We start from the raw sequence: 14,143 nt of genomic DNA on the forward strand, positions 1-14,143 counted from the left end.
TATGGAAGGACGACCAATGTGTGACCGTCAAAACGAACTTGCTGGAGTCATCAGCGTTGAGGGCACCAGCAGATGAACGCCTCCTCGGTATAAACCGAACTTCCATAAAATGTTAAAAACAATCGTGATTAAGACAAACATATCCACTAGCCGAAAAACTGGTCAGGGTATTTCTTCTTTTTGCTCCTCCAAGACGCAGAGAAATAGAGCGGTTGCAGATGAGCCGACAGAGACAGCTCAGAAGGCAAGATTGTGAGAGGGGTTAGGGTTTTTAAGTGTCGTTGAATTGTTGTGGTTGGATTATTTTTCTTGTGTATTCTGTGATTGTAGTACCTTTTTTATGTGTAATTTTAATATGATTTATTTATTATGACTCTATTTTTAGGATCGTGCACGTCCAGTATATGAAAGTGTTGCTAAAAAATTATTAACATGCAAGAATTAAAAGTTTTTATCGGAATGTTTTTGTACTATAAGATATAATAGTGCGTAAATCAAGGTTAGATTTTATTTATTAACTTGTTGGGTTTGGAAAATATGCTGTTGGGAAATTTGTGCGCTCTGTGCGGGCGTTTAAGCAGTGCGGCAAGAAATATCTGGCAGGGCAGTTAACCCTTGCGGCATGAGCTTAACCGGGGGCAAGGCTTGCGTATGCCAAATTTGCGGCAAGCATTCAAGCTCAACCCCTTGAGAGTTTCCACACAGATTTTTTTCTGAAAGTCCCCGAACAGGTTGCCACGTCAAAATTGAGCAGCAGCGCCATACTCTACATAGTGGCGCTGCTGCTCAATTTGTAACGTGCGTTGATATTTTGGATTTTAGTGAAATCTTACTGTGAGAAGGCGTGTTGTCTCGAAGGGGTTATTTGTGCCCTTCGGTTTCAAATTGGGAATCCATATGTGACTTGCTGGAAAAACCGTAACGCTTTCTAAGGGAAGTGGGAGAGGCCCCTTTTGTAAAAGGGGCCTCTCCCACAAGGCAATGCAAAGTAAATATGCTCTGGCAGTTGCGGCAAAGACTCAACTGTGATGCTTCTCGCTTTGCACAGATGAAAATCCCTACACGCCGCGTGTGGGCAGTACAAAGCTGTGGCGGCCCATAAGGGCCGATGCGGCAATAGCCAGCACGGCAAGCGCTACCAGGGCCGGATTTCCCACACCAGCTATTACAGCCAGCAGACAGGCAAAGGCCGCTGCGTCAAGCACGGTTGCTGTGCCGAGATTTCTGCGTTGCAGAGTGCTGGAGCCGTCGCGCATGGCTGGCCGCAAATGAAATTGGAGCAACAGCATGTCGATTACCAGCATTACCAGCATGGCGGGGAAAAGTTTGTGCAGGCCATTGGTTACGTGCAGGGCCATGCCCAAACCGATAAACAGTGCGCAGCCAAGCAGTATACCGCCATTGGTCAGATAGGCCGAAAACCAGCGCGTCTTACGCCATACTGGCCGTGAGGTGGCAGAAAAAAGCACACCCTTGTAGCAGAGCCCGCCAGCAGCGCAGATGATGCCAAGGGCTATGAACGTCACCAGTATGTTCACCGCCGCATCTGAATCAAGAACGGCCATAATGCTGGCCGCGCATGCCGGGGGCAGCAGCTCAAAACCGTTCATAAGGCCCAGCGCTCCCCAAAGGGCCGGAATGAGAATGGTCACTGACGACAGGGTCAATGCCCATACGCCAACCCACATGGGTGAGGTTGGACGAAAAGTGCGCAGCATGTGGTGAAAACGGCGCGGGTCGCCAAGGTCGGCCACAAGCATGAGCAGGTCGGCAACAAGAAGCAGCCATGCCAGCACAAACGCAGGTTGGGCCAGAATGCCGAAGGTCACCGGCCGTAGCAGCAGGGCGCACGCCGTTACAATGTAGAGTCCCAAAGCCGCGTTGTTGAGCCAGACGTCAATAACGGTCATGACTCCCCACGGAGGAAGGTGCGGGATGACGTCTTCTGAATAGTCCTGGCTGTATGCCTTGCAGGCACTCTGCGGAGTGTCTTTTTGCATGGTTTTGGTCGTCTCCATTACAGGTATCCTCCAAAAACTACGGATGCGCCCACTATTGCCATGCCCGCCAAAACCCCGGCAATGGCCCGTGCATAATCACCCTTGAGGCGCCGGGCCGGATGTATAGGGTCTTCGGGCAGTCCGTATTTTGCAGGATTATCCAACAACAGAAAAATATTATGCAGGGAAGAGTAGTTCTCTGTGGCGTCCAGCCCGTAAAGCCGGGCGTTGGTTACTCCTTGGGCCTGCAACTGGGTAAGGCGGTTGCGGGCCGCATTACGCATGTCTTCAAGTTTGCCAAAACGTATGGAGGCCGCCGGGCAGGTTTTGGCGCAGGCCGGATGCAGGCCGTCTCTCACACGGTCAAGGCAGAAGGTACACTTGTGCGAATGACCTGTTTCCTCGCTTCTGGCTATGACGCCGAAGGGACAGGCCGCCACGCATGAGGCGCAGCCGTTGCAGATGTCCGATTGCGGGTATACGCCGCCTACCTCGGTGCGGATAAGCGCGCCCGTAGGGCAGGCCCGCAGGCAGGGGGCGTCTTCACAGTGCTTGCAGCTGTCGCTGGCCAGCAGCCAGCGTAGCCCTTGGCGATTGTTGGCTGGCACGTCCGGGGTGATGACTTCCGCAAATTTAACATGCCGCCATGTTTTTGCTGACAGCTCCAGCGTGTTGTCGTAGCTGCGGCCTGAAAGGCGCGGCTCGAGGCCGGGCAGCATGTTCCAGTGTTTGCAGCCCACCTGACAGGCCTTGCAGCCGATGCAGACGGACGTGTCGGTAAAAAAGCCCACGGCTTCCTGCTGCTCTGGTTGCGCGCCGCGCTGGAAGGGATAGATCACCCGTTGCAGGAACCCACGCGGTTTCTGCGGAAGATGCTGCGTATCAGTTGTCATAATCCAACCTCCCTTCGGGCTTGCAAATCCAGGGCACGTTTTTCATAGGGGCATCCGGCAGGGGCGTGTACGCGTCGCGGAAATCGTCCTTATGCTCGCTGCGAGGAGTGAGCCTGCCCGGCCTGATGCGGCAGGCGATGGATTTGACGCTGGCAATGTCCGAATTGGGGCCAAGGGACAAGGCGGTGAGCACGTTGACAGAATCGCCGGTCACTTCGCCCTTGAAACCAAAATGCATGGGCACGCCAACAACATGCACCTTGCTGCCGCAGACCATGAGGGGAGCCATCCTCGGCGTTACCAGCACCCGTCCTTCAATGGATCCCCGTTTGCTTTCGGCAATAACCCAGTCCAAAGTGCGCAGGTTGAGGCTTTCAGCCAGTTCCTGATCCATTTCAAAAAACAGGCTGGGTTGCAGTTCGTTGATCCAGCTTGACCGCCGCGTCATAACGCCGGCCACAAACTGTTCCGTTACCCGGTAGCTTGTAAGGATAATCGGGTAGCGCGGGTCGCCCTGGGCTGCGATGGCGTTGCGCGAATCTTCAATAAGCGTGGTGGAAGGCGATATCTGCTGTGCTGCCATCGTATTGCGTACAGGGGTTTCCAGCGCTTCATAGTGCACAGGCATGGGGCCGTCCGACAGGCCAAAGGGCGCAAAGAGCCAGCCCAGTCCGTCAAAATGCACCGTAAAGGGCGCGTTGCCCGGTATGGCGTCCATTCCCCTGCTTTCCGGGGTGGGGCGGTAATCTGGGGCCTTGTCCAACACATAGTTGGGCACGTCTGCTCCGGTCCAGCGTTTGGCGTTGGAGTCCCAGTGGATGATGGCCTTGCGCTCTGACCAGGGCTTGCCTTCAGGGTCGGCAGAGGCGCGGTTGTAAAGAATACGCGAGTTGCCGGGCCATGCCCACGCCCAGTTGAGATAGAAGTTTTCGTCGTCGCTGATGGTGCCGCGCCTTTTGGCAAGGTTCTGGTCTTGTGCCGGGTAAACGCCGCAGTAGAGGCGGCAGCCGCAGGCCGTGGAGCCGTCGGCTGCAAGCTGGCCCGTGCTTTTGAGGTGTTCGCCAGTGACGGTGTTGAAGCCGTTCATTTCGCGCAGCACAAGCTCGGGGTCTGGCTCATCGTCACCCGGTTTGCAGTAGTCCCAGGTAAGCTGTTGCAACGCCTTGTCGCGTTCCAGAGTGGAATCGGCATACAGGGCCTTGAGCCGCTTGCCCAACTGGTAGACGTACCAGAGGTCGGATTTACTGTCGCCGGGCGCTTCCAGTACAGGTTCGTGCCATTGCACCAGACGTTCGGTATTGGAGACGGAACCGCCTTTTTCCATTGCCAGTGAAGCTGGCAGCAGAAAAACTTCAGTGCCTACAGTTTCAGGGCCGGGGCCGTTGGGGTCGGCATACCAGACGGCGGCGCTTTCTGTTTCAAATGCGTCCACCACAACCAGCCAGTCCAACCTGCGCATGGCTTCACGGTGAAAGCCGGAGTTGGGCGAGCTGACAGCGGGATTTTGCCCAAAAACAAACATGCCGCGCACAATGCCTTGCAAGGTTTCCTTAAAGAATATCTGCTCGGATTCGTCCTTCTGCATCTTGGGCAGATTTTGGTAGCAATATTCATTTTCTGCTGTGGCGGCATCGCCGTACCAGGCCTTGAGCAGGCTGACCATGTAAGAGGGCATGGCTGCCCACGCGCCCTTGATGCCTTCCTGACGCCACATGCCTCTTTCGCCCTTGCCCCGGCGTCCGCCCAGGCCGTGTCCGTATTCAAGCAGACTCTTGAGCGTAGCGTGTTCGGGGATGGCCTTGGGCTGGGGAATATAGTTGGGCAAATTGTTAAACAAGGTGGGAATGTCCGTTGCGCCCTGCACGTTGGCATGGCCCCGCAAGGCTACGATGCCGCTGCCGGGGCGGCCAATGTTGCCCAGAAGCAACTGGATGATGCCTGCGGCCTTGATGATTTGCGTACCGCTGGTGTGCTGGGTCCAGCCAAGGGCATAGGCCATAACCGAAGTGCGGTCAGTGCCAGAATTGGCCATAAGCAGGTCGGCCACCAGTTCAACGTCTTCCGGGGAACATCCGCATGTTTCCGCAGCTTTTTCCGAGGTGTAGCTTTCAAAATGCTTTTCGAGCACGCGAAGCACACACCGGGGATGTTGCAGCGTGGAATCTGTTACGGGCATGCCCTGGGCATCCAGCTCATAGTCCCAGGCATCCGGTTCCTGGTCATACGTGCGCGTGACAGGATCAAAGCCCACGAAAAGCCCCGTATTTTCATCAAAGGAAAACTTTTCGCTCACCAGAGTTGCAGCGTTGGTGTACTGGCTGACAAAATCTGTGAAATAACCTTTTTTCTTGATAATAAGGTTAATAAGCGCGCCAAGAAAGGCCAGGTCTGAATCGGGCCTGATGCGCACATGGTGGTCGGCTACAGCCGAGGTACGCGTGAAACGCGGGTCCACATGTATGAGGGTCGCGCCCCGTTCCTTGGCTTCCATTACCCACTGAAAGCCCACAGGGTGAGACTCCGCCATGTTGGAACCCATAATAAGGATGCAGTCGCTGTTGCGCATGTCGCGCGGGAAGTTGGTGCAGGCACCGAAACCGAATGATGCGCCCAGACCGGGCACGGATGCGGAGTGTCAGAGACGGGCCTGGTTTTCCACGTCGAGCATGCCGAGCCCGCCCGTGAAGAGTTTTTTCATGAGGTAATTTTCTTCATTGTCGCTGGCGGAACCGCCAAGAGAAGCAATGCTGTGGCATGTATTAACCGTCATGCCCGCCGCGTTTTTTTCCTGAAATCCCGCCTCGCGGGAAACCTTCATGAGCTGGGCTATGCGGTCCATTGCCCAATCCATCGGGCGGTCTTCCCACTGGCTTGAATAGGGCGCGCGGTAGCGCACGGTTGCCACGCGATGGGGGCTGCGCACCACCTGCAGGGTATTGGAACCCTTGGGACACAAGCGTCCACGGTTCACCGGGCTTTCGTCATCGCCTTCAATGCCGACGACGTCCCCCTTGTATTTGTAAATATTGAGACTACAGCCGATGGCACAATACAGACAGACGCTATGGTGTTTTTCAGCATCGCGGTACCTGCTGTGACACACAGCTGTACGCGGGCTGAAAGGCTCTTTATGGTGGGACATGATTTGGCTCACAGTGTTAAGGCAATGGGGAATTGGCGGAGCGCAGCACGCCATAAATTTCTTCACGCTTTTTCTATAAGTGGCTATATGGTAACGCCTATTTATGTGGTGTGCAATAGTAATGTTTATTACTATTTGGTATCCATACCTTTTCTGGCCGCAGGAAATTTGCGTGACTATTCTATCAAGGATGAGCTGGTTCGCCCAACAGTGTGGGGCTTCGCCTAAGCCAAAATGACGTCCACCTCCATGCCGCGTCGCAAAGGAGGGCATCCAGCCGGTATGTCCACAAAGCAGTTGCAGTCATCCCACAGGGCAGGTTGCCCGATACTTTCGTTCTCGGGTCGCATGTAGACCTCTGTTCCTTCAAGCCGCGCCATCATAAGGCGGCGCGCGTCCTTGCGGCATGAGCCGAAATCGTTGCGCATTATACCGCGCTGCCTTTGTAACCCGTAGCGCGCCCGGCCGGAAATTTTACGGATGAGAGGCCGGGCCAGCAGTTCAAATGCCGCCGCAGCCGCCACGGGGTTGCCAGAAAGGCCAAGCAGAACACTGTTGCCCACAGCTGCGCCCAAGGTCATGGCCCCGGGCTTCATGTGCAAACCTCGGAACAGCATGCGGCCGCCGTGACGGGCCGCCAGTTCTTCCGCCAGACGCGAGATGAGGTCACGCGGCCCCCATGATACGCCGCCAGTGGTGATGACCAGATGGCTTTGCCCCAGCATGGTTTCAATGTGACGCCGCAACTTGTCGTAGTTGTCGGGGCAGGTGCTCATGCTCTGAACACTGGCGCCAAGATTTTGCAAACGTACGCCAAGCAGCGTTCCGCTTATGTTATAGATGCCGCCTCTGGGCAGAGGGTGCCCCGGCGGGCACAGCTCGTCTCCCGTAGAAAGCATGCTGACCGTGGGACTACTGTATACATATGTGTGCGTGTGCCCCTGCCCGGCCAGCAGACCAAGTGTTCCGCTATGCAGAACATCGCCGCGCCGTACCAGCGACCGCCCCACAGCGACGTCATGCCCGCAGGGATGGCAGTTGCGGCCCGGGGACAGCTTGTGGCGTATGGTGACGCCACAGCTGTCGACCGTTGTGTCTTCCTGCCACATGACGCAATCCGCCCCTTGGGGCATCATGGCCCCGGTGGTTATACGGGCCGCCTGTCCGGGCAAAAGAGGATCACCTGGGCCGCCGCCCGCATACAGGTATTGAACCACTGGCAAGGTGACGGGAAAATCTGGATTGGCCAGGGCAATATCCGCGCTGCGCAGGGCATAGCCGTCTACCTGGGCGCGGTCAAAAGGAGGCTGAGGCAGGCTGGCGCAAATGTCGGCTGCGCTGACGCGTCCATAGGCCTCAAGTAAGGGCAGAAGTTGGGTCTGCTCCGTCGGGCGGGCGCAGGCAAGCAGGGCAGCCAGCGCTTTTTCCAGAGGCAGGATGTCTTTTTTTCCTGATATATGCGGCGATGCATAGGGTGGGCAAAAAGACATATCAGACTATCCTGTGCGGGCAGGTATAGATGTTGATGTTGTCTTTGCGCACGAAACCAAGAAGGCTTACCTGCTTGGTTTCAGCCAGCTCTACCGAAGCCAGGGAGGGCGCGCCCGGCGCTATAAGCAGACGAACACCGCTCACAACGGCTTTTTCCAGCATATCCACGGCCAGACGCCCGCTGAATATCATAAGCTTGCCCTGCGGCGACACCGCTTGAAGCTGCATGGCCCCGATGAGCTTGTCCAGGGCGTTGTGGCGGGCGATGTCTTCATAAAACATCAGAATGCCCTTCTCGGTAGCCAGGGCGCAACTGTGGGCAGCCCCAGTTTGCCGGAAGAGCACGCAGCGTTCTTCAAATTCCGCCTGAAGTTTGTGCACCTGGGCAGCTGTAAGCCGCACCTCGGCTTCCTCAGTGGCATTGTCTGTTGAAAGTTCAGATGTTGTGGTTATCCATATGCTTCCGGCACTGCGAGGCTTTTCAAGGCTCTGCGCTTCAAGGTTTTGGCCTTCAAGGTTTTGCTCGTGCTGCAAAATTGTTGCGGTGCATGCCGTATCCTCTACGCTGGTTGTCTTTTCGGCGTGGGTAGCAGCAATGGTATGGGCCGCAGCAACCTGGCTTGTGACATCCCGATCTGGAAGATCTTTGTCAGAAGTAGCGCGGGCCGGGTCTTTTGAGGTTCTGGCGTTCTGAACCAGGGGATGCTGGATGCGCAAGGACGTTATCTGGCAGGCATCCTGCAACATACCCATAGTGAAAAGGCGGCCAACCGCCAGTTCCTCAAGGTGCGTGGGCATGCAGTGCATGCGGGCTACGGTTTTGTCATTACAAATAAGGTCGTAAGCCTCTTCGCGCAGCAGTATATCCTCCACCTCGCGCCTGCCCGTATTGTTAATACGGGTGATGGTGCGCAAAACACAGGCTGGTGGCAGTGAAAACGTGGGCATGGTGGGGGAGAATTCTCCTGCGGGAAGGGTTAGGGGCGAACGGGTTGGCCTTCAGGTTGAAAGCTTTCCATAGCAGGATGTATTGTTATCCTGATATGCCAGCAAGATGTTTTTTTATTTTCGATCAAAATGCTTTGAAAAACAAGAGCACTGGGTAATATGCATTCATGCCGTTTTTTACGGTTTGAGCACAGAGCCTTGAAAGCTCCGCGTGGCCGCCCTGAGAGCGGGGGAGCATGCTGAAAAAGATGCTTTCCAATACCAGTTTACTCACATATATATAAACAAGCGGTATCTTTCGCCGTTATTTATTATACCCCGAAATCTTTGAAAAAGGAGACATTGCCATGAAAAAACTGCTGCTCTGCCTTTTTCTTCTGCTTCTGGCCGTTCCGGCGGATGCGGACGGCGGCGATCTGGTCTGGAAAGAATTTGAATCCAGATGGATGAAGGCTTTTACTCCCGGTTCTGTTACTGTGCAGGATCAGGGTCAGGTAAAGATATGCACTCTGGACGAAGGAGTGACAGCAACGTTTTTTTTGAATGCTGACGATAAAGTAGAGCGTGCCGTGGTGGTTAATACGGCTGCTTCCTCTGCCCGGTATTTTGAGGGCGTAGCTCAGACCATCAAGGTTCTTGCGGGCCAAATTCCTCAGGCTGAGGCCGTCAGCGCCGCTTTTGCCACAGTGCAACCTGCCACCCTCTGGCGCGCGATTGGTGATTTTTGTTTCGAGCGCGTGCAGGATTCAGATGCCGGCTGGTTTTTTTATGCCAGCCGCAATGAACAATGCCCTACTGAAGTCCGGTAGAGCGTAGCATAGGGAGCTGGCGAGCGAGATCTGTACCGTATGGAAAAAATTCCATTTCACGATCTTGAAGGGCATAAAGGGTGGCAGCAAGCAGCGCTGCATTCTGGACAGGCCGACCCTTTTTGCTGTCTGCCTGCATGGCAGCTTTCCTTTCACGAGGTTTTTGCGCCGGAACGCCGTCTTCTTGTGTGGCACGAAGCGCGGCATACTTCGCACAGTATGCTGGTGCTGGCAGAGCAGGCGTTTGCGGCAGATTCTGTTCTGCTGACGCCAATTGATACCTTGTGGTTCTTCAGTTCCCCTCTGCTCGGCCTTCATGCCGTGGATATGCTGGCACGTGTGACGGACGAACTTGCAGCCCGTTACGCTCCTTTCTTTCCCCGTATCGTTCTCAGCGGCTTGCAACCGGGCAGTTTGCTGCCGCAGCGCCTGCTGCGGACATTTGCATACAGTTTTGATTTCTTCATGCACTCTGAAGCCATACAATGCGCAGCCTCTCTTGAGGGCGGCTTGGACGGGTTTTTGTCTCGCAGGTCAGCCAATCATCGGGCAAAATTGTCCAAGGGGCGGCGACGCGCTCAACAGCGCGGCATTGAGTACGAACGGCACATTCCCGCCACCGGGGCTGAAGCTCAAGCTGTTTTCGAGCGCATGCTGGCAGTGGAGAACAAGAGTTGGAAGGGCGTGGGGCAGTGCGGCATGGCAGAAGAACCCGCCAAAAGTTTTTATGACGTCATGTTGCGGCGTCTTGCCCCCGCGCGTGGCGCGCGCATTATGTTTGCCACGCACGAGGGGCAGGATGTGGGATTTATTTTTGGCGGCATGGCGGGCGATGTGTACCGGGGCCAGCAATTCAGTTATGATCTGGAATGGAAAGACGCGGGCATCGGAAACCTTATGCAACTAGAGCAGGTTGAATGGCTGTGCGAGCAAGGGGCAAGCCGTTATGATATGGGGCCGCTTACTGGCCCGCGCATGGGCTACAAGGCTCACTGGACTGAAAGACGCCTGCCCATACAAACGTGGCTGATGGTCAAAAAGCAGCCGGATTGACCTTGCCTCTGGCTTTGGGCGGCAAGCCCGACAGATTGTGAATCTATAACGTGCCGAATTATCCACCTTCCCTGATGTTCTGATTTTGCCGGGCTTATACCGGGTATCCGCTTTCTCCAACGGTTTTCACCTGCTCTTCATGCCCCGCCTGTGGGATGTTTCGCCGCCGCAATGTCGGCGTTTGCCGTATTTTCACTCAATACCCTTGCTGCGGAATTTGCCGAAACTCCGGGCGTCTGTTCAAGTAATCCTGCCAGATAGCCAATTTCGCTGTTGACGTCGCACAAAAAGCTGCCGTTGCGCGTATCGTGCGCGTAGGGGCATACGCGTTGCTCGTGGGCGTGGTTTTCGTGCGCCAGATTTTCCATCCGCCCGGCGAGAACTTCCACTTGTGCCGGGTCTGGCATGACGCTGCCCAAGGTTCGGCCAGAGCTAAAGGCCGTAATGCTGTCGCACAGGCGTTCAGCCCCGGCAATTATTGGCAGCCATGCCGCAGCACGGATTCCTGCCGGGGGCGGTTCCGCCATATGTTTTTGTAGTTGCGAGCGGATGTTGGACAGATCCCTGTAAGCCAGATGGCGGGCGTCAAAAATGCGTTGCCGCTGCACGCTGTGCAATCTGGCGTCATCCCGGTCTTGAGCGCAGGCTGCGCGCAGGTAGTTGGCGGCATCTGTAAGAGCCATGATAAAGGAATTGCCCAATTGCTGCGTGTCCACCTTGGGCCAGAAGGCATAGCCAAAGACAATAACAATAAGCCCACCGATGGCAGTGTCCTCAAAGCGCTGCAATGCGTAGTCAATGGTTCCTGCACCGGGGACGATCACATCCACCAGAACCAGCACCAGAGGGGCCAGTATAACTGCCTGCATGGCATAGGAGCGTGCCTTGCCCCAGGAAAGCAGGCCAGCCAACAGGGCGATGGCAAGGACCAACGGCTGACCTTTTGGTATGTAGGCCAGCATCAGGGCTGCGATGACAACGCCGCCCGCAGTGCCAAGGGTGCGCAAGACGGCGCGCGCGAACACAGAGCCGAAGTCTGGTTTCATAACAAGCGCCACAGTAAGGGGAACCCAAAACCAGTGGCTGCCGTCAATCACATACTTGCTGGCAAAGGCCACGCCCATGCACAGCGCGAAAATAAAAGCATTGATGATAGCGTCATGACCAATGGCCAGTTTGGCGCGTAAAAGCCAAGCCTTGTATTTAGCCCGTTCATTTTGGGGCAGAAGTTTGGTTTTTGGGGCGGGATGCGTCGCCATATCAGTGGTATGGGCAAGGGCTGTGTTGGCTGCCTGGTCTTGCTCCTGATCGGGGTGAGCCGTGTCCACATAGGGGAGACTTCCCTTATGCCAAATGGCATCCACAAGCTGCTGCAAGCTGTGGTTCAGGTGGCTCTGGGTTGTCAGGGTATCTGGCAGGGACGGTGGTGGGCTGCGGTGGATCAGTGCGTCAGCTAGCGTGTTGAGCCACAAGGCTACCGCATGCAGGCTCTGAATTTCGGTCTTTGGGGTCGCAGTTATAATGGAAAAAATACTGTCTGCCGCTTTGATTACCGCAGCCTTCTGCGCGAGGTCGGCGGAGTGCCCCTGATTGTTGCGGTAGCCTTCGGCCATCAGTGCCGCATACAGGGGATCAAAGCTGTCTGTAACTCTTCGGCGGGCCTGTTCGCTGCTGTCTTCCTTTATCGAAGTTTCGCCATCGTCAGCCTTTTGATCGGCAAAAGCCGCCAGGGCACGAATATGCGTGGCCAGAATAATCCGCTGTGGGCGTTGCCTGTCCATGAGGATTTCCAGGCCCAGCAGCAGGATGTAAAAGGCCGCGCCTACGAGAAAGAGCAGGGCGGGCATCCAGAAATTGCCGATAAAGGGCAAGCCTACGGCGATGCAGGCGGTGAGCATGGCCTGCATGCTTCCTACGGAAAAAACCGTGCCGTAGCTGCTTATGATCGCGGCGGCAAAAGAAATGACTGTCATAGCCGCCAGTGTGGCGGGATAGGGCAAGAGCGTAAGGTAGCCAGCCAGATAGCCCGCAGCCCCAATAGGCACGCAAATGAGGGTTTGCCGGATAAGTGCGCGGTATGTTGAAGTTCCGCTTTCGCCGGAGCAAAGCAGCAGGGTGCCCATAGATATCCACAGGCCAATCATGATGTCGCCTGCAATGATGCCAATGGACAAGGGCAGCCCAACACAAAGAGCTGCGCGAAGGGAAATATCCCAGCTAAGGTGGGCGGGATGCTGCCGCACCAGCTCGCTAAGCCAGCTTGCAGGTTCATTGTGTCGCAGAGGGGACATGGTTTCTCCTTGAAGTGCGGCATAGCGGAAAGGCAAAACGTAGTGTCGGCATATTTGATATTTTTGTGTCGCTTAAGGCAGAATTTGGCTGAAGCAACCCTTTTCTTCATTGTAGGAAATCACGGGCTTCATGTACATCCCGCTTTGAAACCAAGGACAACGGCAAATGAGCTGCTGTTATGATTAATGGCGTATTTGAGTGTAATCATATTGCACCAGCCAGAGCATTCTGCACTTAAAATAGTCGTTTCACAGTGAGAATAGTTCGCCTGCGCCTATTTCGTGATAAGGGTTTGCACGCAAGTAGTTGCAGAGTCATTAATTTATTTCACTCGTAACATGCTCTAGTAATGGGTGATATTTCTGTTGAGTCAAAGGTTAAGTCTGAAGAATATGGCTATGCCAAACTCGTTCAAAAATGAAATTTTCAGCGTCTGCATTTCCTTGAGCAGCGCAGATATGATAGGAAAAATATAGAAAATTTATTGACATTTTCTAATGATTATCCCAAATTTAAGGCTGCCCTCGTAAAAATCTGAGGGAAAGTACTAGGAGGACTGTCATGAAACGTTTTATAGTTGCTATGGCGCTTGCTCTTTCGCTTGCGCTGCCGGGCTTGGCCGCTGCCGAGGGCACCGGCATGTATTTGGCCCCCAAATTTCTCATGAGCATGCAGAACACCGGACAGATGGAACGCAGCAGCGGTCTGGCCGGCAGTGGCTTGGACAGCTACAGCCAGTTCACCCTTGGTGGCGCTCTGGCTCTGGGTTACGACTTCTGGCCCCAGCAGATGCTGCCCATTCGCGCTGAAATTGAATTCGCCCTGCGTGGCAACAGCGAAAAAAGCTGGAGCGACAGTGGTACCAACCTGCGTGACGTCAAGGGCGTGTGGAACAACTCCACCCTCTTTGCCAACCTGTTCTGGGATTTCCGTAACGACAGCGCCTTCACCCCCTATGTGGGCGGTGGTCTCGGCCTGGCGTTCAACTACACGGGCTACACCCTCAGGGGCAACGACGGCAGCAAGTTTGAAGCAGATGACCGCTTCACCAACTTCGCCTGGAACCTGGGCGCCGGTGTTGCCTACAACATTAACGAAAACTTCACCGTTGACGCTTCTTACCGCTTCGTGGGCCTCGGCTACAATGAAGTCAGCGCCAACGTCGGTGGCGTTAAGTATGAAATCGGCAACCGCCCCTACAACAACGAATTCATGCTTGGCCTGCGTTACGGTTTCTAAGCCGTAGAAAGAAAGACAAGGGTTTTCCGCATAGTGATGCCTGCTCCAGTTGAGACTGCGGCGGCGTTTTAGGTTGATCCTTACTGTCCACAGGTGTCGGGTTTTATGTCCGACGCTTCAAGGGCAGCATGCCACAGGCTTTGAAAGCTCCCCAGAGTATCTGGGGAGCTTTTGTAGTTATAGGATAAGCGTTACTGTAGCCATTCCTTAAACTGCTCCATCACCTAAATCAGAAGTCTGTTTTGTTTTATCCTTGAACCTTTTGCCAAACAAAAA

Annotated in this window: 10 protein-coding genes; 3 read left to right on the top strand and 7 right to left on the bottom strand. The window is 54.9% G+C overall.

The features are described from left to right. Window positions 1-1,058: 1,058 nt before the first annotated feature. From nrfD to HNQ38_RS01980, 6 genes are all read right to left on the bottom strand, one after another. Complete coding sequence (gene nrfD / locus HNQ38_RS01955) at window positions 1,059-2,018, bottom strand: NrfD/PsrC family molybdoenzyme membrane anchor subunit (protein ID WP_183717710.1); 960 nt, start codon at window positions 2,016-2,018, stop codon at window positions 1,059-1,061. Next, window positions 2,018-2,893 carry a 4Fe-4S dicluster domain-containing protein gene (locus HNQ38_RS01960; RefSeq protein ID WP_183717711.1) on the bottom strand — a complete coding sequence of 292 codons (876 nt, stop codon included), beginning with the start codon at window positions 2,891-2,893 and terminating at the stop codon, window positions 2,018-2,020. Before HNQ38_RS01960 ends, nrfD begins: the two co-directional genes overlap by 1 nt. Beyond that, complete coding sequence (locus tag HNQ38_RS01965; protein ID WP_183717713.1) at window positions 2,883-5,516, bottom strand: molybdopterin-dependent oxidoreductase; 2,634 nt, start codon at window positions 5,514-5,516, stop codon at window positions 2,883-2,885. The genes HNQ38_RS01960 and HNQ38_RS01965 overlap by 11 nt, the downstream gene beginning before the upstream one ends. Window positions 5,517-5,528: 12 nt before the next feature. Continuing rightward, window positions 5,529-6,035, bottom strand: coding sequence for a dehydrogenase (locus HNQ38_RS01970; RefSeq protein ID WP_183717715.1), 507 nt, complete (start codon window positions 6,033-6,035; stop codon window positions 5,529-5,531). Between the two features lie 224 nt (window positions 6,036-6,259). Then, window positions 6,260-7,525, bottom strand: coding sequence for a molybdopterin molybdotransferase MoeA (locus tag HNQ38_RS01975; protein ID WP_183717717.1), 1,266 nt, complete (start codon window positions 7,523-7,525; stop codon window positions 6,260-6,262). A 1-nt stretch (window position 7,526) separates the two neighbouring features. Then, window positions 7,527-8,474 (bottom strand): formate dehydrogenase accessory sulfurtransferase FdhD, encoded by a 948-nt coding sequence (locus HNQ38_RS01980; protein ID WP_183717719.1) that lies wholly within the window; start codon window positions 8,472-8,474, stop codon window positions 7,527-7,529. 347 nt (window positions 8,475-8,821) lie between these two features. Between HNQ38_RS01980 and HNQ38_RS01985 the strand changes: the two genes are divergently transcribed. Both HNQ38_RS01985 and HNQ38_RS01990 read left to right on the top strand, forming a co-directional pair. After that, entirely contained in the window at window positions 8,822-9,283 is a 462-nt protein-coding gene (locus tag HNQ38_RS01985) for a hypothetical protein (RefSeq protein WP_183717721.1), read from the top strand. Window positions 9,284-9,322: 39 nt separating this feature from the next. Beyond that, window positions 9,323-10,336, top strand: coding sequence for a GNAT family N-acetyltransferase (locus HNQ38_RS01990; protein WP_183717723.1), 1,014 nt, complete (start codon window positions 9,323-9,325; stop codon window positions 10,334-10,336). Window positions 10,337-10,473: 137 nt separating this feature from the next. Here HNQ38_RS01990 and HNQ38_RS01995 read toward each other — a convergent pair whose 3' ends face one another. Next, complete coding sequence (locus tag HNQ38_RS01995; RefSeq protein ID WP_183717724.1) at window positions 10,474-12,627, bottom strand: FUSC family protein; 2,154 nt, start codon at window positions 12,625-12,627, stop codon at window positions 10,474-10,476. Window positions 12,628-13,189: 562 nt separating this feature from the next. Between HNQ38_RS01995 and HNQ38_RS02000 the strand changes: the two genes are divergently transcribed. Continuing rightward, complete coding sequence (locus HNQ38_RS02000; protein WP_183717725.1) at window positions 13,190-13,867, top strand: outer membrane protein; 678 nt, start codon at window positions 13,190-13,192, stop codon at window positions 13,865-13,867. Window positions 13,868-14,143: the final 276 nt, after the last annotated feature.

Source organism: Desulfovibrio intestinalis, from assembly GCF_014202345.1.
Taxonomy (GTDB): domain Bacteria; phylum Desulfobacterota; class Desulfovibrionia; order Desulfovibrionales; family Desulfovibrionaceae; genus Desulfovibrio; species Desulfovibrio intestinalis.

Bases quoted from the DNA above. Each gene is read 5' to 3' on its own strand.
- HNQ38_RS01970 (WP_183717715.1), bottom strand. From the start codon at position 6,035: ATGTCCCACCATAAAGAGCCTTTCAGCCCGCGTACAGCTGTGTGTCAC.
- nrfD (WP_183717710.1), bottom strand. From the start codon at position 2,018: ATGGAGACGACCAAAACCATGCAAAAAGACACTCCGCAGAGTGCCTGC.
- HNQ38_RS01960 (WP_183717711.1), bottom strand. From the start codon at position 2,893: ATGACAACTGATACGCAGCATCTTCCGCAGAAACCGCGTGGGTTCCTG.
- HNQ38_RS01980 (WP_183717719.1), bottom strand. From the start codon at position 8,474: ATGCCCACGTTTTCACTGCCACCAGCCTGTGTTTTGCGCACCATCACC.
- HNQ38_RS01990 (WP_183717723.1), top strand. From the start codon at position 9,323: ATGGAAAAAATTCCATTTCACGATCTTGAAGGGCATAAAGGGTGGCAG.
- HNQ38_RS02000 (WP_183717725.1), top strand. From the start codon at position 13,190: ATGAAACGTTTTATAGTTGCTATGGCGCTTGCTCTTTCGCTTGCGCTG.
- HNQ38_RS01985 (WP_183717721.1), top strand. From the start codon at position 8,822: ATGAAAAAACTGCTGCTCTGCCTTTTTCTTCTGCTTCTGGCCGTTCCG.
- HNQ38_RS01975 (WP_183717717.1), bottom strand. From the start codon at position 7,525: ATGTCTTTTTGCCCACCCTATGCATCGCCGCATATATCAGGAAAAAAA.
- HNQ38_RS01995 (WP_183717724.1), bottom strand. From the start codon at position 12,627: ATGTCCCCTCTGCGACACAATGAACCTGCAAGCTGGCTTAGCGAGCTG.